At 60.1% G+C, this 25,594-nt stretch carries 21 protein-coding genes and 1 riboswitch; of the genes, 11 read left to right on the top strand and 10 right to left on the bottom strand.

All coding sequences use genetic code 11. The features are described 5' to 3' along the window. Positions 1–137 precede the first annotated feature (137 nt). From recO to nagZ, 4 genes are read left to right on the top strand one after another with little or no spacing between them, the layout of a single operon-like run. Positions 138–887 carry a DNA repair protein RecO gene (gene recO / locus FDG13_RS20305; protein WP_180132462.1) on the top strand — a complete coding sequence of 250 codons (750 nt, stop codon included), beginning with the start codon at positions 138–140 and terminating at the stop codon, positions 885–887. Then, the gene (locus FDG13_RS20300; protein ID WP_180132461.1) at positions 884–1,660 is read left to right on the top strand and encodes a pyridoxine 5'-phosphate synthase; all 777 of its coding nucleotides are present in this window, start codon (positions 884–886) and stop codon (positions 1,658–1,660) included. The genes recO and FDG13_RS20300 overlap by 4 nt, the downstream gene beginning before the upstream one ends. Positions 1,661–1,686: 26 nt before the next feature. Further along, entirely contained in the window at positions 1,687–2,082 is a 396-nt protein-coding gene (gene acpS, locus FDG13_RS20295; RefSeq protein WP_180132460.1) for a holo-ACP synthase, read from the top strand. A 59-nt stretch (positions 2,083–2,141) separates the two neighbouring features. Then, positions 2,142–3,224 (top strand): beta-N-acetylhexosaminidase, encoded by a 1,083-nt coding sequence (nagZ, locus tag FDG13_RS20290; RefSeq protein ID WP_180132459.1) that lies wholly within the window; start codon positions 2,142–2,144, stop codon positions 3,222–3,224. A gap of 3 nt (positions 3,225–3,227) precedes the next feature. On the opposite strand, the gene FDG13_RS20285 is transcribed toward nagZ, so the two are convergent. Beyond that, positions 3,228–3,455 (bottom strand): hypothetical protein, encoded by a 228-nt coding sequence (locus FDG13_RS20285; RefSeq protein ID WP_078364059.1) that lies wholly within the window; start codon positions 3,453–3,455, stop codon positions 3,228–3,230. Positions 3,456–3,623: 168 nt separating this feature from the next. On the opposite strand from FDG13_RS20285, the gene FDG13_RS20280 reads away from it, so the two are divergent. From FDG13_RS20280 to FDG13_RS20270, 3 genes are all read left to right on the top strand, one after another. Then, positions 3,624–3,986 (top strand): translation initiation factor Sui1, encoded by a 363-nt coding sequence (locus tag FDG13_RS20280; RefSeq protein WP_180132458.1) that lies wholly within the window; start codon positions 3,624–3,626, stop codon positions 3,984–3,986. A gap of 18 nt (positions 3,987–4,004) precedes the next feature. Continuing rightward, complete coding sequence (locus tag FDG13_RS20275; RefSeq protein WP_180132457.1) at positions 4,005–4,217, top strand: DUF3820 family protein; 213 nt, start codon at positions 4,005–4,007, stop codon at positions 4,215–4,217. 210 nt (positions 4,218–4,427) lie between these two features. Next, entirely contained in the window at positions 4,428–8,321 is a 3,894-nt protein-coding gene (locus tag FDG13_RS20270) for a CHASE domain-containing protein (RefSeq protein ID WP_180132456.1), read from the top strand. A gap of 46 nt (positions 8,322–8,367) precedes the next feature. Here FDG13_RS20270 and FDG13_RS20265 read toward each other — a convergent pair whose 3' ends face one another. After that, positions 8,368–9,231: a DMT family transporter gene (locus FDG13_RS20265; protein ID WP_370528269.1), complete on the bottom strand. Its 864-nt coding sequence runs from the start codon at positions 9,229–9,231 to the stop codon at positions 8,368–8,370. Between the two features lie 238 nt (positions 9,232–9,469). Between FDG13_RS20265 and FDG13_RS20260 the strand changes: the two genes are divergently transcribed. Further along, the gene (locus FDG13_RS20260) at positions 9,470–9,928 is read left to right on the top strand and encodes a DUF2267 domain-containing protein (protein ID WP_180132455.1); all 459 of its coding nucleotides are present in this window, start codon (positions 9,470–9,472) and stop codon (positions 9,926–9,928) included. Between the two features lie 156 nt (positions 9,929–10,084). On the opposite strand, the gene FDG13_RS21325 is transcribed toward FDG13_RS20260, so the two are convergent. Beyond that, complete coding sequence (locus tag FDG13_RS21325) at positions 10,085–11,839, bottom strand: methyl-accepting chemotaxis protein (RefSeq protein ID WP_180132454.1); 1,755 nt, start codon at positions 11,837–11,839, stop codon at positions 10,085–10,087. Positions 11,840–11,864: 25 nt separating this feature from the next. Continuing rightward, complete coding sequence (locus tag FDG13_RS20250; protein ID WP_370528264.1) at positions 11,865–12,386, bottom strand: chemotaxis protein CheW; 522 nt, start codon at positions 12,384–12,386, stop codon at positions 11,865–11,867. A gap of 173 nt (positions 12,387–12,559) precedes the next feature. After that, a riboswitch (cyclic di-GMP riboswitch) is annotated at positions 12,560–12,651 on the bottom strand. Between the two features lie 263 nt (positions 12,652–12,914). On the opposite strand from FDG13_RS20250, the gene FDG13_RS20245 reads away from it, so the two are divergent. After that, positions 12,915–13,718 carry a DUF2189 domain-containing protein gene (locus FDG13_RS20245; RefSeq protein WP_180132453.1) on the top strand — a complete coding sequence of 268 codons (804 nt, stop codon included), beginning with the start codon at positions 12,915–12,917 and terminating at the stop codon, positions 13,716–13,718. Positions 13,719–13,746: 28 nt separating this feature from the next. Here FDG13_RS20245 and FDG13_RS20240 read toward each other — a convergent pair whose 3' ends face one another. After that, positions 13,747–14,169 carry a MarR family winged helix-turn-helix transcriptional regulator gene (locus FDG13_RS20240; protein WP_180132452.1) on the bottom strand — a complete coding sequence of 141 codons (423 nt, stop codon included), beginning with the start codon at positions 14,167–14,169 and terminating at the stop codon, positions 13,747–13,749. Between the two features lie 144 nt (positions 14,170–14,313). On the opposite strand from FDG13_RS20240, the gene FDG13_RS20235 reads away from it, so the two are divergent. After that, a complete protein-coding gene (locus tag FDG13_RS20235) occupies positions 14,314–16,221 on the top strand; it encodes an FAD-dependent monooxygenase (RefSeq protein ID WP_180132451.1) in 1,908 nt (635 codons plus the stop codon). A 736-nt stretch (positions 16,222–16,957) separates the two neighbouring features. Further along, entirely contained in the window at positions 16,958–17,368 is a 411-nt protein-coding gene (locus FDG13_RS20230) for a hemerythrin domain-containing protein (protein ID WP_180132450.1), read from the top strand. Positions 17,369–17,514: 146 nt separating this feature from the next. Here FDG13_RS20230 and FDG13_RS20225 read toward each other — a convergent pair whose 3' ends face one another. The 5 genes from FDG13_RS20225 to lysS form a co-directional block, all read right to left on the bottom strand. After that, positions 17,515–20,760 (bottom strand): EAL domain-containing protein, encoded by a 3,246-nt coding sequence (locus tag FDG13_RS20225; RefSeq protein ID WP_180132449.1) that lies wholly within the window; start codon positions 20,758–20,760, stop codon positions 17,515–17,517. Between the two features lie 12 nt (positions 20,761–20,772). Beyond that, positions 20,773–21,159, bottom strand: coding sequence for a response regulator (locus tag FDG13_RS20220; protein ID WP_180132448.1), 387 nt, complete (start codon positions 21,157–21,159; stop codon positions 20,773–20,775). A 3-nt stretch (positions 21,160–21,162) separates the two neighbouring features. After that, positions 21,163–23,094 (bottom strand): PAS domain S-box protein, encoded by a 1,932-nt coding sequence (locus FDG13_RS20215; protein WP_255435340.1) that lies wholly within the window; start codon positions 23,092–23,094, stop codon positions 21,163–21,165. Between the two features lie 315 nt (positions 23,095–23,409). Further along, positions 23,410–23,958, bottom strand: coding sequence for a YgjP-like metallopeptidase domain-containing protein (locus FDG13_RS20210; RefSeq protein WP_180132447.1), 549 nt, complete (start codon positions 23,956–23,958; stop codon positions 23,410–23,412). A 43-nt stretch (positions 23,959–24,001) separates the two neighbouring features. Further along, the gene (lysS, locus tag FDG13_RS20205) at positions 24,002–25,564 is read right to left on the bottom strand and encodes a lysine--tRNA ligase (protein ID WP_180132446.1); all 1,563 of its coding nucleotides are present in this window, start codon (positions 25,562–25,564) and stop codon (positions 24,002–24,004) included. Between the last annotated feature and the right edge of the window lie 30 nt (positions 25,565–25,594).

The raw sequence follows: 25,594 nt of genomic DNA, 5'->3' as shown, positions 1-25,594 counted from the left end.
ATTACGAAGTGTGGCTTCATTCATGATGTACTCTCCTGGTTAAAAATTGAACTACACAGTCACAAATGTACCTAGTGTTTATTTTAATAATCACTGGGATGCATTTATACCCATGATTCTGTTGGGGGTTTGCGCCGGTGGCCACCAAACGCATCTCTGACGAACCCGCCTTTGTGCTGCACCGCTACGACTGGAGCGAAACCAGTCTGATCCTGGAGGTGTTCACGCGCCACCATGGGCGTCTGGCGCTGGTGGCCAAAGGAGTGAAACGGCCGAGTTCGAGCTTTCGCCCGATCCTGTTGCCGCTGCAACCGCTGCACCTGGCCTTTGGGGGGGATGCCGAGATCAAGACCCTCAAAGCCGCCGAGTGGCAGGGCGGCCACGTCATGCCCACCGGTGACGCGCTGATGTCGGGTTATTACCTCAACGAGCTGCTGCTGAACCTGCTGGCGCGCGAAGACCCACATCCGGCGCTGTTTGACCTGTATGCCAGCGTGGTGGCGGTGATTGCCAGCGAACACGGCGAGGTGCTGGAATCGGCCCTGCGTGCGTTCGAATTGCTGTTGCTGCGCGAGGTAGGCTTGTTGCCGCTGCTCGATGCCCAAACCATGACACTGCTGGCGCTGCACCCCGACGAGTCCTACAGCCTGGTCCCCGAAGGTGGCCTGCGCCAGGCCGGGGAGGGTGACCGCACCAGTTTGACCGGCGCGCAGTGGGCCACGTTGCAGCAGGTGTTGGGTGCGCGCGTGGCCTTTACCACCGTGTTGCGCGCCTGTGCCGAGGTCGCCTCAGCGCTCAAGCCGCAGCTGCGCACCCTGCTCAATTACCATTGCGGGGTCAGTGCCCTGCGCACCCGCCAAGTGATGATCGATCTGCAAAACCTATGAAAACCACGGTCCTGTCTGTCAACCTCAACAAAGTCGCCACCGTGCGCAACACCCGTCACCTGGGGATTCCCAGCCTGACCCGCGCTGCCACCCTGTGTTTACAAGCCGGTGCCCACGGCATCACCGTGCACCCGCGCCCGGATGAGCGCCACATCCGCGGTACCGATGTGACCGAGTTGGGCACCTTGTTGCAAGCCTGGCCCGACCGCGAATACAACATCGAAGGCAACCCTTTGCACAACCTGATGGACGTGGTGGGAAATCTGGTGGCGCTCAAGCTGCCGGTGCACCAGGTGACCTTTGTGCCCGATGGCGAGGGCCAGTTCACCAGCGACCACGGCTGGAGTTTCCCGCAGGATGCGGCGCGCCTCAAGCCATTGATCGACCAGGCCCATGCCTGGGGTGTGCGCGTGAGCCTGTTCATGGACGCTGAGCCTGCGGCCATGGCCGCCGCCAAAGCGGTGGGCGCGGACCGGGTGGAGCTCTACACCGAGCCTTATGCCGCCGCCTGGGGCACAGCGCAGCAAGCCACACAGCTGGCGCGTTTTGCCCGCGCCGCCCAAGCCGCGCTGGACGCTGGCCTGGGTGTCAACGCCGGCCATGACCTCAGCCGCGACAACCTCAGCGCCTTTGTGAGCCAGGTGCCTGGCATCAGCGAGGTGTCGATTGGCCATGCGTTGATTGCCGATGCGCTGGAGCTGGGTTATGACGCCACCATCAAGGACTACTTGCGCTGCATTGCGCAGGCGGATCCGCTGCATCGCGTGGGCTGAGCCTCACCCCACCCAAGACGCGCCCCATGATCTACGGCATTGGCACCGACATCTGCGACGTGCGGCGCATCCAGGCCAGTCTGGCGCGCCATGGCGAGCGTTTTGCCAAGCGGGTGCTCTCAGAGGCTGAATATGCCACCTGGCAGGCGCGCAGCCAGCGCTGGCCCGAGCGCGGTGTGCGTTACCTGGCCACCCGCTTCAGCGCCAAGGAATCGTTTTCCAAAGCCATTGGGCTGGGCATGGTGATGCCGATGACCTGGCGCAGCTGTGAAGTTGCCAATCTGCCCAGTGGCCAGCCGATGATTGTGTTGCACGGTGCGTTGAGAGACTGGTTTGACAGCCGGGGTTTAAGTGCGCACATTACCGTGACCGACGAGACCGAATACGCCGCCAGCTTCTGCGTTGTGGAAGTGAAGGGTTAAATTGGCCTCTAGCCCCTATTCCATAAGGGCTAGTAGCTATCAAAAATAAGGAGAATTCCATGAGCTTTCACGCCCCCCTGATCATCGACATCGCCGGAACCGAACTCTCCAAAGTCGACAAAAAACGTCTGAAACACCCGCTGGTGGGTGGGCTGATTTTGTTCACCCGCAACTGGGAGAGCCGTGCGCAGCTCACCGAGTTGTGCAGCAGCATCAAAAAAATCCGCAAAGACCTGCTGATTTGTGTTGACCACGAAGGGGGTCGGGTGCAGCGCTTCAAGACCGACGGCTTCACCCATTTGCCGCCGATGTCGACGTTGGGGGCCTTGTGGCGTCACCCCAGCAAGGCACAAGAGGGCGCTGCGGCGATGTACGCCACCGCCGCCGCCACCGCCTGTGGGTATGTGCTGGGCGCCGAATTGCGCGCATGTGGCATCGACCTGAGCTTCACCCCGGTGTTGGATCTGGACCACGGGACCAGCGGTGTCATTGGTGACCGCGCCTTTGATGCCGATGCACGGGTGGTCAGCCTGCTGGCCAAGAGCCTGATGTATGGCCTGCTGCAAGCGGGCATGGCCAACTGTGGCAAACATTTCCCCGGCCATGGTTATGTCCAAGCCGATTCCCACACCGACATCCCGGTCGACACCCGCAGCCTGCAGGCCATCCTCAAGGACGACGCCGCGCCCTACCGCTGGCTGGGCAACAGCCTGTCCAGCGTCATGCCCGCGCATGTGGTCTACCCCAAGGTGGACAACCTGCCGGCCGGGTTCTCTGGCAAATGGCTCAACGACATCTTGCGCGGCCAGATTGGCTTCACCGGTGCAGTGTTCAGTGACGACCTCTCCATGGCCGGCGCCCGCGTGATCAACGGCCTGCCAGTCAACACCACCCAGGCGGCGCTGGCTGCGTTGAATGCAGGCTGTGACCTGGTGCTGCTGTGCAACCAGTCATTGGGTGATGGCGCTGAGGTGGACGCCCTGATCGACGGCATGACCAAGGCCCACTACCGAGGCCACTGGCAGCCTCTGGACGCCAGCGAAGAGCGCCGTCTGGCGCTGCTGCCGCGCGGCCCGACCGTCGCTTGGGACGAGCTGATGGTGCAGCCTGCCTACATGCAGGCGCTGGATCTGCTGCCCTGAAGCTCAGGGCGAGCGGTGCAGCCGTGGCGCCGACAACAAGGCGATCATGTCGGTGGTGGCGGCATCCACATTCGGGTGGGCTTTGAGCAGCCCGCCGCTGGCCAGCAGCTTGCGCAAGTCCTGCAGGTCTTTCACGGTGGGGGCGACCTTGATCTGGGCAATCGCCGCAGTGCTGTTGCCGCCCTTGATCAGAGCCAGAACCTTGGGTGCCCAGATGCTTTGACGTGACATGCAGAATCTTTCTATTGGTTTGAAAAAATAAGCGTGATTTTGGCATCCAGCCCTTATTCTGATTGGGTCAGTCACTACACTTAACGAAGCATCTGACACGCCAGAGCGGTGCCACGCTGGCACCTGTGTTGGACAATCACGGCTTCCCATTTTCACTCACCCGCTTTCATGATCTCCAAATCCTCCAGCGGTGGCCTGGTGTACAGCACCGACAGTGGCCGCATGTGCCCGGCCTGCCGTCACCCAGTGGCCTCTTGTGTGTGTACCAGCGCCAAAGCCCGGCCAGCGGGCGACGGCATCGTGCGTGTCTCGCGTGAGACCAAAGGCCGCGCCGGCAAAGGCGTCACCCTGGTCAAAGGGCTGGCGCTGGACGATGCGGCACTGGTGGCTTTGGGCAAACAGCTCAAAACCGCCTGTGGCTCGGGCGGCACCGTCAAAGACGGTGTGATCGAAGTGCAGGGTGACCACTGTGAACGTGTGATGGCGTTGCTGCAGGCGCAGGGCCACAAGGTCAAACGCGCGGGCGGCTGAACAACCAGCATCAACCCGATGAACCCCGAAGACCTGCAACTGCTGGTGACCCGCACCATGCCTTTTGGCAAACACAAGGGCCGCTTGATCGCCGACCTGCCGGGCGATTACCTGCGCTGGTTTGTCAACCAGGGCACGCCCAAGGGCGAGATTGGCCGCCTGCTGGCCCTCATGCACGAGATCGACCACAACGGTTTGTCTGATCTGCTCAAGCCGCTGCGCCAGGTTTGACCGCTGGCTTGGCCGGTGCGGGCGTCGAAATTGCTTGAACAGGGGGGCGGCGCTCTGCTACTCTTGGTCTGTGCCTGCGGTCCAAGGCTTTGGGCCACGGCGGGCACGGCAAGAGAGCGCAAAAATGAACACAGGTTCAACGTTGGTTTGGCAGTTTGGTGGTGATGGCTTCATCACGCCAGTGTCGCCCGTTTTTGAGTGGGGTGAACTGTGATATCCCTGCGCAAAACCTCGGCTTGGTGGTGGGCTGCTGGTATTTTGCTGGCTGGGCTGGCGCTCACCGGTGTCTTCTGGCACCAGGCCCAAACCACGGCCACCGCCGACATTCGCTCTGGCTTGCAGGCCGAGGCCAGTGATCTGAGCAACCGCATCGAGCGTAACCTGCGCGCCAATGCCTTGATGCTGATGGGTTTTGTTGGCTTGTTTGATGCCTCGGACCAGGTGACCCGCAGTGATTTTCAGCACTACTTTCAGGTGCTGCGCTCCGTCTCCAGCACCCAGAGTTTTGCCGGTGTGGCCTATGTGGAACGGGTCAATGCCAAAGACCTGAACGCACATCTGAACCGTTTGCGCCAGGACGGCCTGCCCGACTACCGCATCCAACCGCCAGGAGTGCGTGCGGTTTACACCCCCATCGTTTACATCCAGCCGCTCAACGAGGGCAACCGCCGAGCCCTGGGTTTTGACATCAGCACCGTGCCAGCGGCCCAGGTGGCGCTGATGCTGGCGCGCGACACCGGTCAGTTGGTGATGTCGGGCAAGCTCATCCTCAAGCAAGACGAGGGTCAGCCGCAGCCTGGTTTTGTGTTGTATGCGCCGGTTTACCGCGGCGCCACGGACCCCGGCACGGTGGCGGCCCGCCAGGCCAGTGTGGTGGGCTGGGTAGAGTCGCCGTTTCGCATGGTGGATCTGATGACCGCCGTGTTGCCGCAGGGGCTGACCGAGCTGAGGTTACAAATTCACGATGGCCTGGACCTCTCGCCCGAGAGTGTGTTGTTTGACAGCGAAACCACGCCGGGCAAACCCTGGAAGGTGACCGAACCTTTGGTACAGCCTTTGTCGTTTGGCGGGCGGCAATGGACGCTGGTTTTTCAAGCCCAGCCTGGTTATGGGCCACTGGCCGTTCGGCAACGCCCGGCGTTTGTGGCCATGACGGGGACGCTGCTGAGCCTGTTGGCCAGCCTGCTGACCGTGGTGTTGGTGCGGGCGCTGTTTCGGCGCGAACAAGCTGTCTTGAGCCAGGTCCATGAGAGCGAGCGGCAGGCGCGTGAAGCGCTGCGGGCCGAGAACGAGCGCAAGCTGCAGGACAGTGTCTGGGCCATGAGTGAAGCCCAGCGTATTGGACAGGTCGGCACCTATGTGCTTGACCTGCAGCGTGGCACCTGGCAGGGCTCCAGCGTGCTCGATGCCATTTTGGGCATTGATGACGGTTTCGAGAAAACCATGCCCAACTGGACTCGTCTGATTGCACCGCCGTATCGGCAAGAGCTGGTGGACTACTACGAGCGCGTGACCCGAGGCAGTGGCAGCTTTGACAAAGAGTACGAGGTGATTCGCCCGGTGGACCAGCAGCTGCGCTGGGTGGCGGCGCGGGGTGAGTTGTCTCTGGATGCGCAGGGCCAGCCGCGTTGGTTGCGCGGCACCATCCACGACATCACCGAACGCAAACGTATTGAACTGGAGCTGCAAAACCACCGCGATCTGCTGGAAGAGCGGGTGCAGCAAAAAACGCAGCATCTGCAACAGGCCTTGCTGGCGCTCAAGCAGCAAAAGTTCATTCTGGACGAACACGCCATCGTCACCATCACCGATATCGACGGCAACATCACCTACGGCAACACCAAGTTCTCCGGTATCAGCGGCTACACCCCGCAAGAGTTTCTGGGCAAGAACCACAGCCTGCTCTCCTCGGGGGTGCACCCACCTGGCTTTTTCAAGAGCATGTTTGACGCCATCAACCGTGGCCAACCCTGGCATGTGGAGGTGTGTGACCGCGCCAAGGATGGCCATCTGTATTGGACCGACACGACTTTTTTTGCCTTTTGCGACGAAAAAGGGCAGCCAGAAAGCTACATCGCGGTGTCCACCGAGATCACCCAGCGCAAAGTGGCTGAACAGGCGCAGAAGTTGGCGATGTCGATGCTCACGGCCACGCTGGAGTCCACCGGCGACGGCATTCTGGTGGTTGATCTCCAGCGCCGGGTTGCCTTGTTCAACCAGCGTTTTCTCGAGCTTTGGCGGGTCCCCCCGGAGCTGCAGGTGATGCAGGACAAAGACCCCTTTCTTCCCTATGTGGTCACCCAGACGAAACACCCTGACATATTTCTGGACAAGGTTCTTGCCTTGTACGACTCGCCAGAGGCTTCCAGCGACGACATCATCGACCTCGCTGATGGGCGCGTTTTCAGACGGGTGTCTCACCCGCAACGCATCGGTCAGGAGGTGGTGGGCCGGGTCTGGTCGTTCACAGACATTTCGGAGTTCAAACGCGCCGAGATGGCTGCCAACGCTGCCAACCAGGCCAAGTCGAAGTTCCTGGCCAACATGAGCCACGAAATTCGCACCCCCATGAACGGGGTCATTGGCATGGTCGACATCCTGCAGCAGACGCCCTTGTTGCCGGACCAAAAGCGCATGCTCGATACCGTGGCCCATTCCTCCCAGACTCTGCTACACATCCTCAACGACATCCTGGACTACTCCAAGATCGAGGCCGGGCAACTGGCGCTGGAGCACATCGCCACCCCGCTGCGCGAGGTGGCCGACAGTGTGCTGCAGCTGATGCACAGTGCGGCCAGCGCACAGGGTGTGGTGCTGACGATGGCCGTCGCGCCAGAGCTGCCGCCAGCCATCTACGCCGACCCGAACCGCTTGCGCCAGGTCTTGCTCAACCTGATTGGCAACGCCATCAAGTTTTCACCCAAAACGACCAACTGCCCGGCCAGCGTGGTGCTGCAGCTGATGTCTGGCACCCTGGACGACGGTCAGCCTGCCGTCCTGCTCCGGGTGGTGGATCACGGCATCGGCATCCGGCCGGAGGTGCTGGCCAAGTTGTTCACCCCGTTCACCCAGGCCGATGCCAGCACCGCGCGCCAGTTTGGTGGCACGGGTTTGGGGCTGTCGATTTGCCAGCGCCTGGTGGCGCTGATGGGCGGCCAGATCACGGTACACAGCGCGCCAGACATCGGCTCGGAATTCACCGTGGCCTTGCCCTTGTTAGAGGCACCGTATGACCCCCCGTTGGCTCCGGTCCCGCAGCAGCCCATGCCGTCCGCGCCCTTTGCCTCCAACGCGGACGAAGCGGCCGCCAGCGGGCGCCTGATCCTGCTGGCCGAAGACAACGAAACCAACCGCGAGGTGTTGCGCGAGCAATTGCGTCTGCTGGGTTACGCCGCCGACGTGGCGGTGGACGGCCTGGCGGCGCTGGCGCTCTGGCGCAGCGGCCGTTATGCCTTGCTGCTGACCGATTGCCACATGCCGCAGATGGACGGTTTTGCCCTGACCGCTGCCATCCGCGCGGAGGAACCCGCTGGCCAGCACCGTCCCATCATCGCGGTAACCGCCAATGCCATGGAAGGGGAAGCGCAGCATTGCCTGGCCAGTGGCATGGACGACTACCTGAGCAAACCCCTGCGTCTGCAGGAGCTGGGTGCCATGCTGGCCAAATGGCTGCCGCAGGCGCTGACACCGGTTGCCGCCGATGGGTTTACCGTTGTGCCACCGCACGGCGGCCCCCAATCCGAGGCCTCGCAGCTACACCAGCTGCCGATCTGGGACGCCACCATGTTGAGTCAGCTGGTGGGCAACGCACCGGAGCTGCACCAGCGCCTGCTCGACAAGTTTTTGCACCATGCGAACGAACATGCCCGGGTGATTGACCAGGCCACGCAGGCAGGAGATACCCAACAAGCCGCTTTTGCGGCCCACACCTTCAAATCCTCGGCCCGCACGGTGGGAGCGATGCAGCTGGGGGAGGTGTGTGAACAGATCGAGGTGGCAGGGCAGGCCAACAATGTAGCCGTCTGCCGGGCGCTGGTGCCGGTGCTGCAGGACTGCCTGGCACAAGCCCGATCACGCATTCTGGCGCGTGATCAGGGGCTGTAGGCGGGTGAGCCTGGCGCCACCCAATGGTCGGGAGGCCGTTGACGCCTCAGGTGCCGCGGCTTTCCTTGGTCACCAAAAAGATGCCGGAACACACCAGCACCAGGGCCAGCATGTTTTTCCACTCCAGAATGCTCTCGCCCAGAAAAGCGGCCGACAGCAGGGCGCCAAACACCGGGATCAGGAAGTTGAAGATGGTCACCAAACCGACCCGGTTGTACTTGAGCAAAATGGTCCACAGACCAAACGCGACCGAAGACATCAGCGCCAGGTAAAACAGCAGCGCCGAGGCTTTCCAGGTGAAGCCACTCAAGACCCCGCCAAACAGATAACCCCCCAGCACCAGCACCACACCGCCAATGGCCAGCTGGTAACCGGTCAGCACAATCGAATCCATGTCTTGCGAGACTTTTTTACCGTAAATCGAAGCCGCCGACAGGATGAAGGCAGCAATCACCACAAAACCTTCACCCAGCAGCGTGAACTGGAAGTCCAGCAGGCTCTTGTCGAAATTGACCACCATCACGCCCACAAAACCCACCAGGCAGCCAATCACCTTGTTCCAGCTCAGGCGGTCGTTTTTGTAGATGAAATGGGCCAGCAGCACGCTGAAAAAGGTGCCGGTGGCATTCATGATCGAGCCCTTGACGCCGGTGGTGTAGGCCAGGCCAATGTAGAAAAACACGTACTGCACCGCCGTCTGGGTCAGGCCCAGCGTGGTGATCTGGCGCAGCTTGTGCCAGCTCAGGTCAAAGATCGGGCGGCGGGTGGCCAGCGCCATGAGCAGCAGCAACACACCAGCAATCACAAACCGGTAGCCGGCAAACACCATCTTGGTGGGAATGTCGTCGGCGGCAATGGCAAACAGCGCGTAGCCATTTTTGATGGCCGGGTAGGCACTGCCCCACAACATGCAACAAAAACACGCCAGCGCAATCACCACGTTGCGCCGGGAAAAATACGGATGCGTTTCCAAAAGGCTACCTAACTGGTTCGAGATGAACAACCGACGAGTGTAATTGCTGACACGAAGCTTTCATTTGTCGGCACGGGGTATCCCCCGTCCCTTTGCGGCAGGTCAAGCCCGGGGCCGGTTTCTGGCACCGGGTCAGTGGCGCTGTCCAAACCATCCCTCTCTAAAATCAGGGGCCATGACGCTGCCCTTTGAGTACCAAAACCCCACACTGCAGTTCGAACGGTTCATGGCTGATGCCCGTGACTGTGCAGGCCTGCCCACCACCAACATGGCCTGGAACATGGTGGTCGGGGTGTTGCACACTTTTCGGTGGCGACTGGCGGTGCCTCAAGCGCTGTCTTTTTCGGCTGTCCTGCCGCCCATGGTTCGTGCGCTGTTCATTGAGGACTGGGACCTGGAACAAGCTGTGCGACCTTTTGGTGACGCGGCTGACTGGCTGGCCGATGTGCGCTCCGTGCGTCACCGGCACAATTTTTCGCCGCCAGATGCGGTGGCCTCGGTGGCCACCGCCCTACGCAGGCATGTGGATGCGCTGGCTTTTGAACGTGTTCTGGCCAATTTGCCACCGCAGGCCAGCCGTTATTGGCAACCCAAGGCGGTGTCAGCCGAGCCGCTTGGCCTGCAGTTGCTGTGACGCCAGCGTCTGCTTTTTAGGTGTGTGATTTACTATATTTATAGTAGCTTCTAGCCCTTTATCTATAAGGTCTGGAAGCTATTTTCATTAAAATTTCAGGTGCAGTGCCGGGTGGCAGATCTCTGCCCTGACCCGGCTGTGGCTCAGCCGCCCGACTCAGAAACTCTCCCAGTCCTGTGAACCACCTGCCTTGGCGCCGCTGTCATGCGTCAAGGATGCCGCTTGCGGTGCTGCCTTGGCGACGGGTTGGCGGCTGCTGGCCAACTGCTTGGGGGCGTTGTGGCTGACCGGGGTGGCCAGACTGGGTGTTGGTGTTAGTGTTGGCGTTGCGGTTGCGTACCCGCTGTCCTGCCCCGCCGCCAGTTTGAACACCGCCACGGTACCCACCAGCTCTTGTGCCTGGCTCTTGAGGCTGCTGGCAGCGGCGGCCATTTCTTCGACCAGAGCAGCGTTTTGCTGGGTGGCCTGGTCCATCTGCTGGATGGCTTCACCCACCTGGCCCACACCCTGGCTTTGTTCGACGCTGGCGGCGCTGATTTCACCCATGATGTCGTTGACGCGTTTGATTGAGCTCACCACTTCGGTCATGGTGGCACCAGCCTGGTCGACCAGGCTGGTGCCTTGTTCAACACGTTCCACACTGGCGCTGATCAAAGATTTGATTTCTTTGGCTGCTTCAGCTGAACGTCCGGCCAAGCTGCGCACTTCGCTGGCCACCACCGCAAAACCACGCCCCTGTTCACCGGCACGGGCGGCTTCCACCGCAGCATTCAGGGCCAGGATGTTGGTCTGGAAGGCGATGCCGTCAATCACACTGATGATGTCGCTGATCTTGCGGCTCGATTCATTGATGCCTTTCATGGTGTTAACCACCTGAGCAACCACTTCACCCCCTTTGATCGCCACACTGCTGGCGTTTTGAGCCAGTTGGTTGGCTTGGCGGGCGTTGTCGGCGTTTTGTTTGACGGTGGAGCCGAGTTCTTCCATGGAGGCGGCGGTTTGTTCCAGGGCGCTGGCCTGGGACTCGGTGCGTGAGGACAGGTCATGGTTGCCCTGGGCGATTTCGGCGCTGGCGGTGGAGACCGATTCGGAGCCCTGGCGCACGGTGCTGACAACCTTGACCAAAGCCGCTTGCATACGTGCCAGATCGGCCATGACGCTGCTGCTGTCGCCGCTGCGCAAGGGCAGACGCACGCTGAGGTCGCCATCAGCCACACGGGTCGCCACCTCGGACAGAGCGCGGGGCTCGGCACCCAAGGCGCGTGACAGGTCGCGGGTGATCAACCAGGCCACCGCGCTGCCAATCAGCAGCATCAGCGTGGCGCAGACCACCATCAGGAGGGCGTCGGCGGCGGCAGAGGCCATGGCCTCTTTGGCCAGATTGCCAGCCAGTTCGTCTTGCAGTACGCGTGAATCGTCCAGGGCTTTGAAGATCAGGTTTTGCAGCGGCAGCACATCACCCGTGAGCACGACCCCCGCCCCGGTTTTTTGATCCAGTCCAGCCATGTCAACCACCATGTCGATGCCGGCGTTGTAGGCGTCCCGGTTGTTTTTGACAATGTTCATGAGTTCAACCGCTTGCGGAAGAACCATGCTTTTTTCGAGTTTGCCGAAAATCTCGGCATTGACCACACGCAAGTCGGCGATTTTTTTCTTTTCACCTTGCTGGAAGTCAGGGTCGCTGATGATGACGGTGTTGCGGGCGTACAGCGCTGCAGCGTTGTAGTTGTCTTTTAAGGTGCTGAATTGCGACACCTTGACCATGCGGTCATTGGCCACGAGGTCCAACTGCGAGGCCAAGTAGCGCATCTCCCACGCTGAAAAAGCGGCGATCACGATACCGATCAGAAGCACCAAACCAAAGCCCAAGGTCAGTCGGGTGGCGATTTTTATATTGCGTAAACTTGACAAGAAACTACTCCAAAAAAGCGAAATATCAGACGTTGGCTTCAGCCACCAGCCCCATGTCGGCACTGGACATGAGTTTTTCGATGTCCAGCAGCACCAGCATGCGTTGCTGTTCGGCCTGCTCCACGGTGGCGATGCCAATGATGTGTTGGGTGTTGACCGCGCCGTTGAAATCCGGCGCTGGTTTGACCTCAGCCGCCTGGATCGCCACCACGTCTTGCACCGCGTCCACCACCATGCCCACCACCCGGTTGGCCACGTTGAGCACAATCGTCACGGTCTGGCTGTTGTAGGCCACTTCCGCCATCTCGAACTTCAGGCGCATGTCCAGAATCGGCACGATGACACCGCGCATATTGAGCACCCCCAGGACATAGGGTGGTGCGTTGAACATGCGGGTCGAGGTCTCGAAACCGCGGATCTCCTGCACCTTGAGGATGTCAATGCCGTATTCCACTGAGCCGAGCTGAAAGCTCAGGTACTCACGCGGGGGTGTGGCGAGGTGTGTTGGGCTGGCTGAGCCCATGTTGTTGATCGCGGTGTTTTCCATGTTGACTTAGTCCTTGTTGTTGACACCATCCACACGCCAAGGCGTCTTTTGACAGGCCCCGACGCTGTGACAGCGCTGGCAAACAAAAAGGAAAAGCGTGGGGAAGACAAACAGCCACCTGAACAGTGACCGTGCGAAGAGGTGTTGTGCCAGCGTGGCTGGTGTGCAACCTGTTCGGCAGCCCCGCTGTCTTTTCTGCCAGTGGCAGGTGTCAGACCGGAGGCTTTGCGACCTTGGCTTTCGCTCAAGTGTGCCAAAAAAGCCACATTTTACGAGGGTTTTCCCTAGTTGGTCAGTTGTTGGCGCCTCAGCGGAGCCCGGTCGCCTGCTGGTTCAACCGAGACGAGCCAGTCGACACTCTTTGTTCGGTCAATCGGGCCCGGCGGCGCCTTGGTAGCTGGTCTGCTGATGGATATGCTGCCCAAGCAACTGAGTGTGCCATTGGGTGTCTGGCTCATTCCATCCCGCCGCGCCATCACGGTGTTTTTAGCAATAGTCAGAACAGGCAAGACACGTTAGTGTCAAGCCATGAGCCAATTTCCACCAGAAGAACCCCCGCCACCTTATGTGCCGCCGCCTTCAGAGGCACCACCAAAGGAAGTGGTAACCCTTGCGTGGGGGGCACCGTTTTATTGGCTGAGGCTGGGCTGGCGCGACCTGATGGCTTACCCCGCTATCAGTCTGTTTTATGGCGTGGCGTTCTGGGGCATGGCCTTATCACTGGGCGCGGTGTTTCGCGCCAAACCGGAATACACCATGACGATGGCCTCGGGCTGCCTGCTGGTGGGGCCGTTTTTGGCCTTGGGGCTGTATGACGTGAGCCGCCGCCGGGAGCAGGGTTTACATCCCAGTTTTGCGGCCTCCATGACCTGCTGGCGCAACCACCTGCGCAGCATGGGCATGCTGGTCGGGGTGTTGATCGTGCTGGAGTTGTTGTGGGGCCGCGCATCACTCGTGGTGATTGCGGTGTTCTTCAACACGGGTATGCCGTCATCCGTGGGGGTGATGCAAGCGGTGTTCAACCCAAACAACCTGGACTTTGTGCTGGCCTATACGGTTGTTGGTGGGGCCTTTGCCACATTGGTGTTTGGCGTGTCGGTGGTGTCGATCCCGATGATTCTGGACCGTGATACCGATGCCATCACGGCTGCCATCACCAGCCTGGAGGTGGTGGTCAACAACACCGCCGTCATGCTGCTGTGGGGCGCACTGATTGTGCTGCTGAGCGCGTTGTCGCTGCTGATGCCTTGGGCACTGGGGTTGCTGGTGGCTGGGCCGCTGATGGGGCATGCCAGCTGGCATGCCTACCGGGGGGCGGTGCGCTGGCTTTAACGTGCTGAGGCCACTACAGCCTTCCCCCTCAACCCAGGCCCAGCGCCTTGTGCGCCAGCGCCAAGAAAACGTCACGTTCAGCGGGTGACAGAGGCGCCAGAATGTCGGCCTGCAAGGCCTTCACCACAGGACGACAAGCCGCCAGCAATTGCACACCCTCGGGTGTGATGTGAAGTTGGCGCGCCCGGCGGTCTTGCGCGCTGACCACACGCTGCACCAGACCCTTGCGCTCCAGCCGGTCGATCACGCCGCCAATCGTGGCACGGTCAAAGCTGATGGCCGTGGCCAGGCTGGCCTGGTCAATGCCGGGTTGCAGGGCAATGGCATTGAGCGCGGCAAACTGCACTGAAGTGAGGTCGAAACCTGCCGCCTGCGTCTGTGTCTGGAAGACCAACATCGACTGCTGATGCAGCCGCCGTATCAAGTGCCCAGCCATCTTGGTTCCGTCCATGTGTGCCTCCGTTTATCGCCAACCACGCTCCCAACCAAACCCCATTCGTACGGATTTTATGGTCCGCTTGACGATTTTAGTATGTATGCATATTATATGTTTGCATTCTTTTATCAAAGCAACAAACGACCAGAAGGAGACAGCATGCAATTTCACCTCAACGGCTTCCAACCCGGCGATCCCGATGTTCTCGCGGCAGCTCCTGACCATCGGCGCGCGGGCGACCCATTGCCAGACACGGTGGACGTGTTAATCGCCGGTGCCGGCCCTGCTGGCCTGTGCCTGGCCGCCCAGCTGGCTCGGGTACCGCAGATCCGCACCCTGTTGGTTGAACCCAAGCTTGGGCCGATGGAAAAAGGCCAGGCCGATGGCATCAGCGTTCGCTCTATGGAAATGTTCCAGGCCTTTGGTTTTGGTGAGAAGGTTTTGCGCGAATCGGTCTGGATCAACGAGACCACCTTCTGGGCACCCGGCGCGGAAATACCCCTGCAGCGTGTTGCCCGTGTGCAAGATGTGCCCGACGGCACCTCCGAGATGCCTCACGTGTTGATCAACCAGGCGCGGGTGCACGACATGTTCCTTGACGTCATGCGCCGCGCGCCGACCCGACTGGAACCCGACTACGGCCTCAAAGTGGTTGACTTGGTGATTGACCCCAACGCAGCCGAATACCCCGTCACCGTTACGCTGGCGCACACTGTCCCAGGCCGCGAGGGCCAAACCACCCAGATACGCGCCAACTACGTCATTGGTTGTGATGGCGCCCGCTCCAGCGTACGCACCGCCATTGGCGGGGCCTTGCACGGTGACGCGGCGCACCACGCCTGGGGTGTGATGGATGTGCTGGCCGTCACCGATTTCCCCGACTGGCGCATGAAGTCTTTTGTGCGTTCACACGACGAGGGCATCCTGATGGTGCTGCCGCGTGAGGGCGGGTACCTGGTGCGCCTGTATGTCGAGCTCGACCGCCTGGGCGAAGACGAGCGTGTTGCCGACCGCGGCATGGGTGCCCAAGACATCATCGCCAAGGCGCAGCGCATTTTGCGGCCGTTCGAGCTGGACGTGAAGGAGGTGGTCTGGTGGTCGATCTACGAGATTGGACACCGCCTGACCGACAAATTCGACGACGTACCTGGTGACCAGATCGCCACACGCGCGCCACGCGTGATGCTGGCCGGTGACGCCTGCCACACCCACAGTCCCAAAGCCGGGCAGGGCATGAACGTGTCGATGGGCGACACCTTCAACCTGGGCTGGAAACTGATCTCTGTGCTGACTGGCCGTGCCGAGCCCTCCCTGCTGCATAGCTATTCTGATGAACGCCGCGCCGCCGCCAAGGGTCTGGTGGAGTTCGATCACAAGTGGGCGCGTGTTGTGGGTGCCCGAGGCGAGGACGACAGCACGGACGGTTTGCCCCGTGTGGCGCGTGAGTTTGTTACCAACCTGCCTTTCACCTGCGGCCTGACCATTCAGTACGAACCCAGCGCCTTGACCGGCGCACCCACCTACCAGCACCTTGCGACGGGTTCCGACATCGGCAAACGTTTCCATTCCGCCCCCGTCATTCGTTTGGCAGATGCCAAACCCATGCATCTGGGCCATTGCGTGGAGGCCGACGCCCGCTTTCGCCTGTTCATTTTTGCCCCCGCAGGTGACGCGGGCGAACCGGGCGGCAGCGTTGCACTGTTGTGCGACTGGCTCGAACACGACCCAGCATCACCCGTGCGCCGCCACATCGCGCCGGGTGAAGACGTGGATGCCGTGATCGACACCCGGGCCGTCTTCCAGCAGGGCTTTCGTGCGCTTGACTACGCAGTCATGCCCACGCTGCTGCGACCCCACGTGGGCCGCTACGGCTTGTGTGACTATGAAAAGGTTTTCTGTGCCGACCTGAAGCGCGGCGAGGACATCTTTGCGATGCGTGGTATCGACCGGGCCGCAGGCTGCATGGTCGTTGTGCGCCCTGACCAGTACGTGGGCCAGATCCTGCCTCTACATGCGCGTGATGCGCTGGCAGCCTATTTCGCTGCTTTCCTGCGTCTGCGCGGATAAGAGGCCAACACAAACTGGGGGTGGCGCGGCGCTTTGTTGTGACACAAGCGGCAAAACACCGTGTTGTGTTCGACTTTGGTTTGCTATGGTAGGCATAGTGGCTAGTCCTTTAGGAATAAGGGTTAGAGGCCAATTCTATTGAATGTCTGTCAGTGATGATGTCTGCACCAGCTTCAGGCCCTTGCCGGTCGTAGCAATATGCGATCTGCCTCCTCCAAACCGGCTGTAGGCTTCCATGACTGGGCGGTCGACTATGTCGCAGACGATTCGTCAAAGTGGGCACCTCCCATCGACCAGATGCTGATACTGGGACCCGTTGCCCGCTTGCAGTCACGGTCCGCAGAGAACCTTTGTGACGTGAGCAATCGTTGATTCTTCCGGGGTGGCGCTGAGATATCGCCCCCAACTGCGCCCCGAATGGGCAAAGCATTCGATAACCCAGACACAGCCGATGATCTTGGAGAGGCGAAACACCTTGTTGCTGCCGACCTTTGTCTGTGCCTTCTTTCACCTGACCACTTCGACCATGCGAACGTCTGATTCGTTCAGATCCAAGCTGGCGCGGGTGATCAGATCGCCTTGTTTATCCATCTTCTGAGCACGGGGATTGATGAAATTGTTGGCGTTTTTTGCCTTGTATGATCCAATAGATTCATCTAATATGAATCTATTAAATGTGCATCAATGTCAAACGATAGTTCGTCGTTGATGTCGTGCACTTCGATAGCCCCATCTCATGAACATCGACAAATTTAAACGTCAACACGACGACATCATCGACTGTATTGCCGCACTCAGACAAGCCAGCCAGACTGGCGTCAGCGAGAACGCCGACGAAATCGCCCGACTCATCATTGCCATGAGTTCCATCATCAAGCTGCACCTTGCAGTGGAGGACCAGGTGCTGTATCCGGCTTTGCGCAACAGCAACAACGCCGTCCTGGCGCGCATGGGAACAAAATTTCAAGACGATATGGGCGCCATTGCGGCCGCTTACATGGGGTTTGCCGAACGATGGAACCAGGCTAGCAACGTCTCCCGTGACCCGGAGGGGTTTCGCAAGGATGCCAACTCGGTCCTCAAGACCGTGCATGCCCGGATGCACAAGGAAGACACCGTGTTTTATCCGGCCATTGAAGCCCTTTGACGCGTCAGACCGTTGGCATGACCCATGCCGGGGTGATGTCGCTGCGTCTGGCACAGTGTGCAAGTGTTGACGTTGCGGCCACTGGCTTGCATCAGGGTGTGGGTCTAAAGCGGCCTGTCCAGATGCCTGGCCATGCCAGATGTACGTCAGGCAGCCGAAGGCCGGGTCAAATGCAGGGACTCCAGCGCTTCCCGGGGCAGCGGTTTGCTGAACAGATAACCTTGCATCTCGTCGCAGCTGAGCAACTGCAGCAGGCGCGCCTGCTCTTCGGTTTCGACACCCTCGGCCACCACCTTGAGCTTGAGTGCATGCGCCAGGCTGATGATGGTGGACACCAAGGCGAGCCCCTGGGGTCCGGCGGTCATATCGATCACAAACGAGCGGTCGATCTTCAGGGTGTCCACGGGCAGTTTGGCCAGGTAACCGAGCGAAGAGAAGCCGGTGCCGAAGTCATCAATGGCAATGGTGATGCCCATGGCGCGGATTTCACGCAGACAGGCAATGCTGTGATTGACGTCCTCCATGATCACGCTCTCCGTGATTTCCAGCTCCAGCTCCACCGAGGCAAGCGGGTCCGTTCCCATCACTTTGCGCACCTCGTCAACGAAGCCGCCGTGGCGCAATTGCAGCGGCGACACATTGACTGCCACACGCACCGGGGCCAGTCCGGCCAAGCGCCAACGCAGACTGTCTTCTTGCACCTGGCGCAGCGCCCATCGCCCTACGTCGTAAATCAGACCGGTTTCTTCCAGAATCGAAATGAACTGCGCCGGTGCGACCAAGCCAGACTCGGGATCATTCCAACGGATCAGAGCCTCGACACCGGTTAACTTTCTGCTCGAAAGGTCTACTTTGGGTTGGTAATGCAGCACAAACTGGTCCAGCTCCAGTGCGGTGCGCAAGCGGCTCTCCAGGTTAAGCGTCTCGGTGACGCGGGTGTTCATTGCCGGGGCATAAAACATCAGTGATTCAGCCGACCCTTTGGCCCGTTTGAGCGCGGCTTCGGCGTTGCGAAACAACGTCTCGGCCTCGTCGCCGTCTGCGGGGCACAAGGCGATGCCGACCTTGCCAGCAATGCGCAGATCGGAACCCCGCAACTGAAACGGCTTGGCAAAGCAGTCGCGCAATAGCTGTTCCACGCTGCGTGCCACGCTGCCAGCATCGCGCGGATCGTGCAGGGCAACGCCGAAGCAGTTGATCCCCACGCGCGCCACCGTGTCAAACCCGACCTGGCTCTGCTGCATGCGCTGCGCGACCAGTTTCAACAACTCATCACCCGCCCGGCGGTCCAGCGTGTCATTGATGATGCGAAAGCGGGCGATATCGACCAGGGCCAGTGCCGTGCTGCTTTTTTCACCATTGCGCACACGCAGCAACTGGCCGACCCGCTCCAGAAACAGGGTGCGATTGGGCAAGCCGGTGATCTCGTCGTAGTAGGCGAGATAGTTCAACCGCTCTTCCTTGTCCAGATGGTCCAGCGCGAAACCGATGTCGCCGGCCAACTCGGTCAACAGCCTCATGCCTTCGTCATCAAAAAAAACCGCCTCATCGGCATAAAGCGCCAACACACCCACAGCGGTGTCTTGCACCAATAGCGGCAGAAAGGCCATCGACAAGATGCCGCGTTCAAGACGGTCTTTTGCCAAGACCATGGTGGGCTCGGTGCGCAAGTCGTTGAAGAGAATGGCCTGCTTTTCCCGCACTGCGCGCACGCTCATATTGCTTTCGGCTGAGGCATCGTCGTGTAACGAGAACCGGTCTTTGAGGACGTCCATGAAGGCGGTATCCGCCCCAGCGGACGCCATCGGCTCAATCTTCATGGCATCCGGATCCACGACGCCGATCCACGCTGTCCTGAACAAGCCGTGTTTGACCGCTATCTGGCAAGCTTCGCGAAACAACTCGTCGCGACTGCGCACGCGCACGATCAGCGTGTTGATGCCACTGAGCACGGCATAAACGCGGTTCAGCCGCCTGATCTTTTTTTCGGCTTCCTTGTAGTCGGTGATGTCCTCGCCAATGCTGGCTGTTCCCGTAACCTCCCCCGCCGCCGAATACAGGACGGTATTGCTCCAGCGAATGAGCCGGCGCTGTCCGGTGCGGGTCACGATCTCGTTCTCGAAATGCCCCGTCGACTTTCCCTTGGCGAGCAACTCGAGAAACGGCACTTTGACGCGGTCGGGCTCAGACACAACAAACAGCGTAAACCAGTCCCGCCCCAATAACTCATCGCGCTCCCATCCGGTCAGCCGCAACAGGTAGTCGTTGCAATAGGTGATGTGCCCATCCTGGTCCAACATCAGAGAAACCAGTTCCACGTTGTCCAGCATGTCGCTGAACCTGCGCTCGCTTTCACGCAGCGCGTCGGTGGCGCGAATGCGCACCTCCATTTCCAACTGCAAAAGCTCGGCATGCTGTCGTACCTCGTCATACAGACTGCCGTTCTCATAAATACGCCCCGCTTGGGCGGCAAGAATGGACAAGATCTGTTCGTCCTCCAAACTGAATTCCGCCTCACCCAACTTGTTGACCAGCAAAATCCAGCCATAGGCGTGCGACAGGGACACCACGGGTGCGATCAATCCGGAATACATGGCTGGATAACCAGACGGCAATCCAGCCACCGTGGCATCGCCCTGGGTGCTGGTGATGCGGCAGGCACGGCGATCAGCACGAGCCTGACCGAGCGGACCTCGGTCAAGATCCGGGGTCTGCAGATGCGTGGCGCGCTCGACATCAATGCCGCTGGTGGCGAAGAACCTTGCTCCAGCGCCTTTGCTTTTGCCATTGGCGCAGACCACGGCGTATTGCGCACCGATCAGGTCGCGCGCACCACGGCAGACCTTTTCCAGCAGCAAGGTTGAACTCTGCTCGGAAGCCAGTTGCAGGTTGAGATCGCTCAGGGCCGCCATGCGCCGACTGGCGGCTTCCAGCTCCGCCACTTTTTCTGACAGGGTGTCAGTCATCAGGCGCAGGTGCTGGCTGCCAAATATCTGTGCGTCTGGTGACGTCGTTGGCTGCGCAACATGTGTCAGGGCCTGATTGATCGCGAGCAGGATGTCTTGCGGCTCGCAGGGTTTGACCAGCACACGCGATACGCCGCAGGCTTTGGCCAGATTGCGGGCTTCGCGTTCACGGTAATGCGCACTGTAAAAAATCACTTCAGTAGCGGCCAGGGTTGGATCTTCGCGCAACTGGCGGACAAATTCGTAACCGTCCATGGTCGGCATCAAAATGTCCGAAATCACCAGATCGGGGTGCTCGGCGCGCACCAGTGCCAGGGCCTCAACACCGTCAGAGGCCTCCAGAGCCTGGTACCCCAGGCTATCAATCAGGGTGACGACCAAGAGTCGGTTCTCGATCTGATCGTCAACGACGAGTATCTTGGCCATGATGTGATCCTGTCAGTGCCTCGCTCGCAGTGTGTTCGGTAAAAAGGCTTCGATCTGCCCGACGAAGGTCTCTGGCGTGATGGGTTTGGTAATGTGTTCATCGAAACCGGCGGCCAGCGCGGTTTCGCGGTCGCCCGCCATCGAAAACGCAGTCACGGCAATCAATGGAACTCGGTGCCAGTCAGATTGCTCCCGCAATGCGCGCACCAGTTCATAGCCATTCATCTGCGGCATTTGCAAATCACAAATGATGAGGTCCGGCTGTGCCTGCAGCGCCATGCGTAGGCCAATGCTGCCGTCTTCGGCCTCCAGCGTGGCGTAACCAGAAGCCTCCAGCAGGTAGCCCACCAATGCGCGGCTGGCGCTGTCGTCCTCGATGATCAGAATGCGTGCGTGCATGGTCTAGTCTTCCCACAACGCCAGCGTGAATGTGCTGCCTTGACCTATCGCCCCGTGATAGGTGATCTTGCCACCCAGCTGTTCGGCCAGCTTGCTGCTCAGATGTAAGCCCAGCCCGCTGCCTTCGAGTTTGCGCCGGCTCGCCGCCTCAATTCTGGAGAACGCCTCGAACAGGCGGCTCTGGTCCTGCTCTGCAATGCCTGGCCCGGTATCTTCCACACTGAAGGACAGCAGATGTCGACCAGCAACCGTCAGCCGTTGCAGGCGCAAATGCACGCTTCCCCGTTCGGTGAATTTGATGGCATTGCCGGTCAGGTTGATGATGATCTGGCTCAGGGCTCGGCGATCTGTTTGCAGTGTGACTGCGGGATCAGGAAGGTCCACCGTAAACAGCAGGTCTTTTCTTTCCGCCTCGGGGCGCAGCGATGCCGCCACGTCCTCCACAACGCTATTGCAATCGGTGGTTTCAATATCGAAATCAAGCTTGTTGGCGTCCAGCTTGGCCAGATCCAGCATGTCGTTGATCAGCGACAACAGGTGCCTGGCGCCCTTCTGAACGATTTGCAACTGTTTGTCCTGTTCCGCAGTGAGCGGGCCAGGGAGTTTCATCAGCAGGGTGCCGGTGAAGCCGATGATGGCGTTCAGTGGTGTGCGCAATTCGTGTGACATGCTGGCAAAAAAGCGGTCCTTGGCTAAGGCGGCGTTTTCAAGCTCAAGGTTCTTGTCGCGCAAGGTCTGCTCGAAACGTTTGCGCTCGGTAACGTCCCTGATGGCACTGGAAACGAACAGGCCTTCCTCTGTCTCCAGTGGGCTCAGGCTGATTTCGACCGGAAATTCGCTCCCGTCTTTGCGCAGTCCAAACAGTTCCAGACCGGCCCCCATGGCGCGCGCCCGGGGTTGTGAGAAAAACCCCGCTCGGTGTCCCGGGTGTTTGCTGCGCAAGCGTTCCGGGACGATGATTTCGATCATCTGTCCCAGCAGTTCCTCCCTGGTCCAGCCAAACAGCCGCACCGCTTGGGAGTTGACCAGCACCATCCTGCCATCGCGGTTGACAATGACCATGGCGTCAGGCGCCGACTCCAGAAGATCCTTGAATTTTTGATCGGCCTTCTTGCGATCCGTGATGTCGCGAATGGCGCTCATGACCATGGTGCCTTCTTCGGTTTTGAGCGGGCTCAGGCTGATTTCCACGGGAAACTCGGCGCCGTCTTTGCGCAGTCCGTAAAGCTCCAAACCTGCACCCATGGTGCGTGTGCGCGGTTGCTCAAAGTAGCCGCCACGGTGTGCGAGGTGGGCGGAGCGAAAGCGGATTGGCAGCAGTATTTCTACCGGCTGCCCCAGCAGGTCCGCGCGCTGATGGCCAAACATTTTTTCTGCCTGCGAGTTGATGAGCACGATGCGGCCGGTGACGTTGACCATCACGATGGCATCTGGCGTGGACTCCAGCAGGTCGTGAAAACGCGCATTCACGAGCTTGGCGTCGCGCAGGACCCTCAGGTGCGTGATGTCCTTTTTGTTCGACAGAAAGTATTTCAGTTGACCGTTCGCATGCAACACGGCCTTGGTTGACACGCTGACATGCACCAAAGTGCCGTTCTTGCACCGGCGTACCGACTCATAGACGGTGAGCCCCCGGTGCAAGGCCTCGGCCTGGATGTGCAATTCCTCGTCGAAGCAGTCCTTCGGCACGATCAGTTCCAGAATAGGCTGGCCGATGGCCTCGTCAACGCCATAACCAAAAATCGCTGCTGCCGCCAAGTTCCAGTGCAGGATGGTTCCATCAGGCGCGATGGCGATCAAGGCGTCAGGGTTTTGTTCCCACAACTGTTCGGTCAAATCCGGACTCATGGCTTCCTCGCATTCGTTGATCCTTTGTCCGCCGTGCGAACCGGGGAATTCACTCAACTGATACGTAAGCGTGCCAGCAGATGCCAAGCTGGTACAACGGGTTTCAGCACCTGATCCTGAAATTTGAGCATAAAGTGCAGGCCCGAACCGGGGCTTGGCACAAGCCATTACCGTGCGTATGGCCTTGGTTGACGACGCATAAATCCGTTCAACATGGCGATGAAGCAGCGCAAGTCGATGTCTGTTTTGTCACCTGCACCTTCGATGCAGGCGTGACTTTTATACGTTTTGGGTGGTTTCTGCCGTAGCCGATTGGGCTACGCCGAAACTTCGCTATCGGGGGCTTTTGCAGGTTGAGGAGGCCGCCTCAAGCTTCCCACTGCCCTCCGCTGCAAAGTTATTTCACTCAGCTACCGAGCCCCACAACCTCGCCCCCGACACCTCCAGGTGGGTCAGATACACCCGCACCTCAAATTCGAGCTGGTGGTAACGCGGCTCCATGTAGCTGCACAGTTGGTAAAACGCCTTGTCGTGCTGGCGCTCTTTGAGGTGGGCGAGTTCATGCACGCTGATCATTTTCAAAAACTCGTCGGGCGCCTGTTTGAACAGGCTGGCCACGCGGATTTCGCGTTTGGCCTTGAGTTTGTTGCCCTGCACCCGGCTGATGCTGGTGTGGGTGCCCAGCGCGTGTTGCACCACCTGCAATTTGGCGTCAAACGCCACCTTGGCCAGGGGTTCGGCGCCGCGCAGGTGCTCGGACTTGAGTGCCTGCACATAGTCAAACAGCGCCTTGTCGGTACGCACCGTGTGGCCTTGCGGGTATTTTTTGAGCAGCCAGTCGGCCACCCGGTCTTGCTGCAGCATCTGCTCGACCTGCGCCAGGGTGTCCGCAGGGTAGCCCTGAAGGTAGCGCAGGGGCCGTGCGCTACCTGGGTTCACTATCGTAGGCATAGCTATCAGCCCTTTATTCATAAGGGCTAGAGGCCAATTTTCCTTAAACTTCTCGGCGCAAAGCCGGGAACAGAATCACATCGCGGATGCTGCTGCTGTCGGTCAGCAACATCATCAGCCGGTCCAGCCCGACGCCGCAGCCGCCGGTGGGTGGCATGCCGTATTCCAGCGCACGGATGAAGTCGTGGTCGTAATACATGGCTTCGTCGTCGCCGCTGTCTTTGGCGGCCACCTGAGCCTGGAAGCGCGCGGCTTGTTCTTCGGCGTCGTTCAACTCGCTGAAACCGTTGCCGAACTCGCGCCCGGTGATGTAGAGCTCAAAACGCTCGGTCACTTCGGGGCGGCTGTCGTTGGCGCGGGCCAGCGGGCTGATTTCGGTCGGGTGCTCCATGATGAATGTGGGTTGCCAGAGCTTTTCTTCCACGGTTTCTTCAAAATACAGCACTTGCAAGCTGGGCAGGCTGCGCGTCGAGATGTGGTGTTTGGCTTCGGTGATGCCGAGTTTGGGCAAGACCGAGCGCAACCACTCGGCGCTGTCGACCTTCAGGCCCGAGCCGTCGGCGAGTTGTTCGCCAGCTTCGGTGTATTTGCAAATCGCTTCATGGATGGTCAGGCGTTCAAACGGCTGTTCCAGATCCACCGGTTTGCCCGCGTAGCTCAGTTGCAGCGTGCCCAGGGCGCGTTGGGCGGCGTCGCGGATCAGTGCTTCGGTGAAAGTCATCAGGTCCTGGTAGTCCCAGTACGCCGCGTAGAACTCCATCATGGTGAACTCGGGGTTGTGGCGCACGCTGATGCCTTCGTTGCGGAAGCTGCGGTTGATCTCGAACACGCGATCAAAACCACCCACGATCAGGCGCTTGAGGTAGAGCTCGGGCGCAATGCGCAGGAACATCTGCTGGTCCAGCGCGTTGTGGTGCGTGGCAAAAGGTTTGGCGTTGGCACCGCCTGGGATCGGGTGCAGCATCGGGGTTTCGACTTCCAGAAAGTCGTGCGCCACCATGAACTCACGGATGCCGCTGACCGCCTTGCTGCGCGCCACAAAACGTTTGCGCGTGTCTTCGTCGGTCATCAGGTCGACGTAACGCTGGCGGTACTTGACCTCTTGGTCGGCCATGCCGTGGAACTTGTCGGGCATCGGGCGCAGGCTCTTGGTCAACAGACGGATGCTGCTGGCGTGGATCGATAACTCGCCGGTCTTGGTTTTGAACACGATGCCTTCGGCGGCCACGATGTCGCCCAGGTCCCAGTGTTTGAAGGCGGCGTAAATTTCTTCACCCACGTCGTCACGTTTGATGTAGACCTGGATGCGCCCTGTGCTGTCTTGCAGGGTGGCAAAACTGGCTTTGCCCATGACGCGTTTGAGCATCATGCGCCCGGCGATTTTGGCTTGGGCGCCTTGTTCCAACAGGCCTTCCGGCGTTTGCCCGGCGTGTGCGGCAAACAGGTCGGCGGCGTGGTCGGCCGGTTTGAAGTCGTTCGGGAAGGCCACGCCTTTGCCCTCAGTCTGCGCCTGACGCAGTGCCTTGAGCTTGTCGCGCCGCTCGGCCATGAGCTGGTTCTCGTCCTGGGGGGCTGGGCTGGGTGCGGCGGTGATGGGTTCAGACATGTGCGTCAATCAAGAGTGGGTGGCGGCCAG

Source organism: Rhodoferax sp. BLA1 (assembly GCF_013416775.1).
In the GTDB taxonomy this organism is placed as follows: Bacteria; Pseudomonadota; Gammaproteobacteria; order Burkholderiales; family Burkholderiaceae_C; genus Rhodoferax.
The sequence above is the reverse complement of the archived record's forward strand: the minus strand, read 5'-3'. Positions and strand labels throughout refer to the sequence as shown.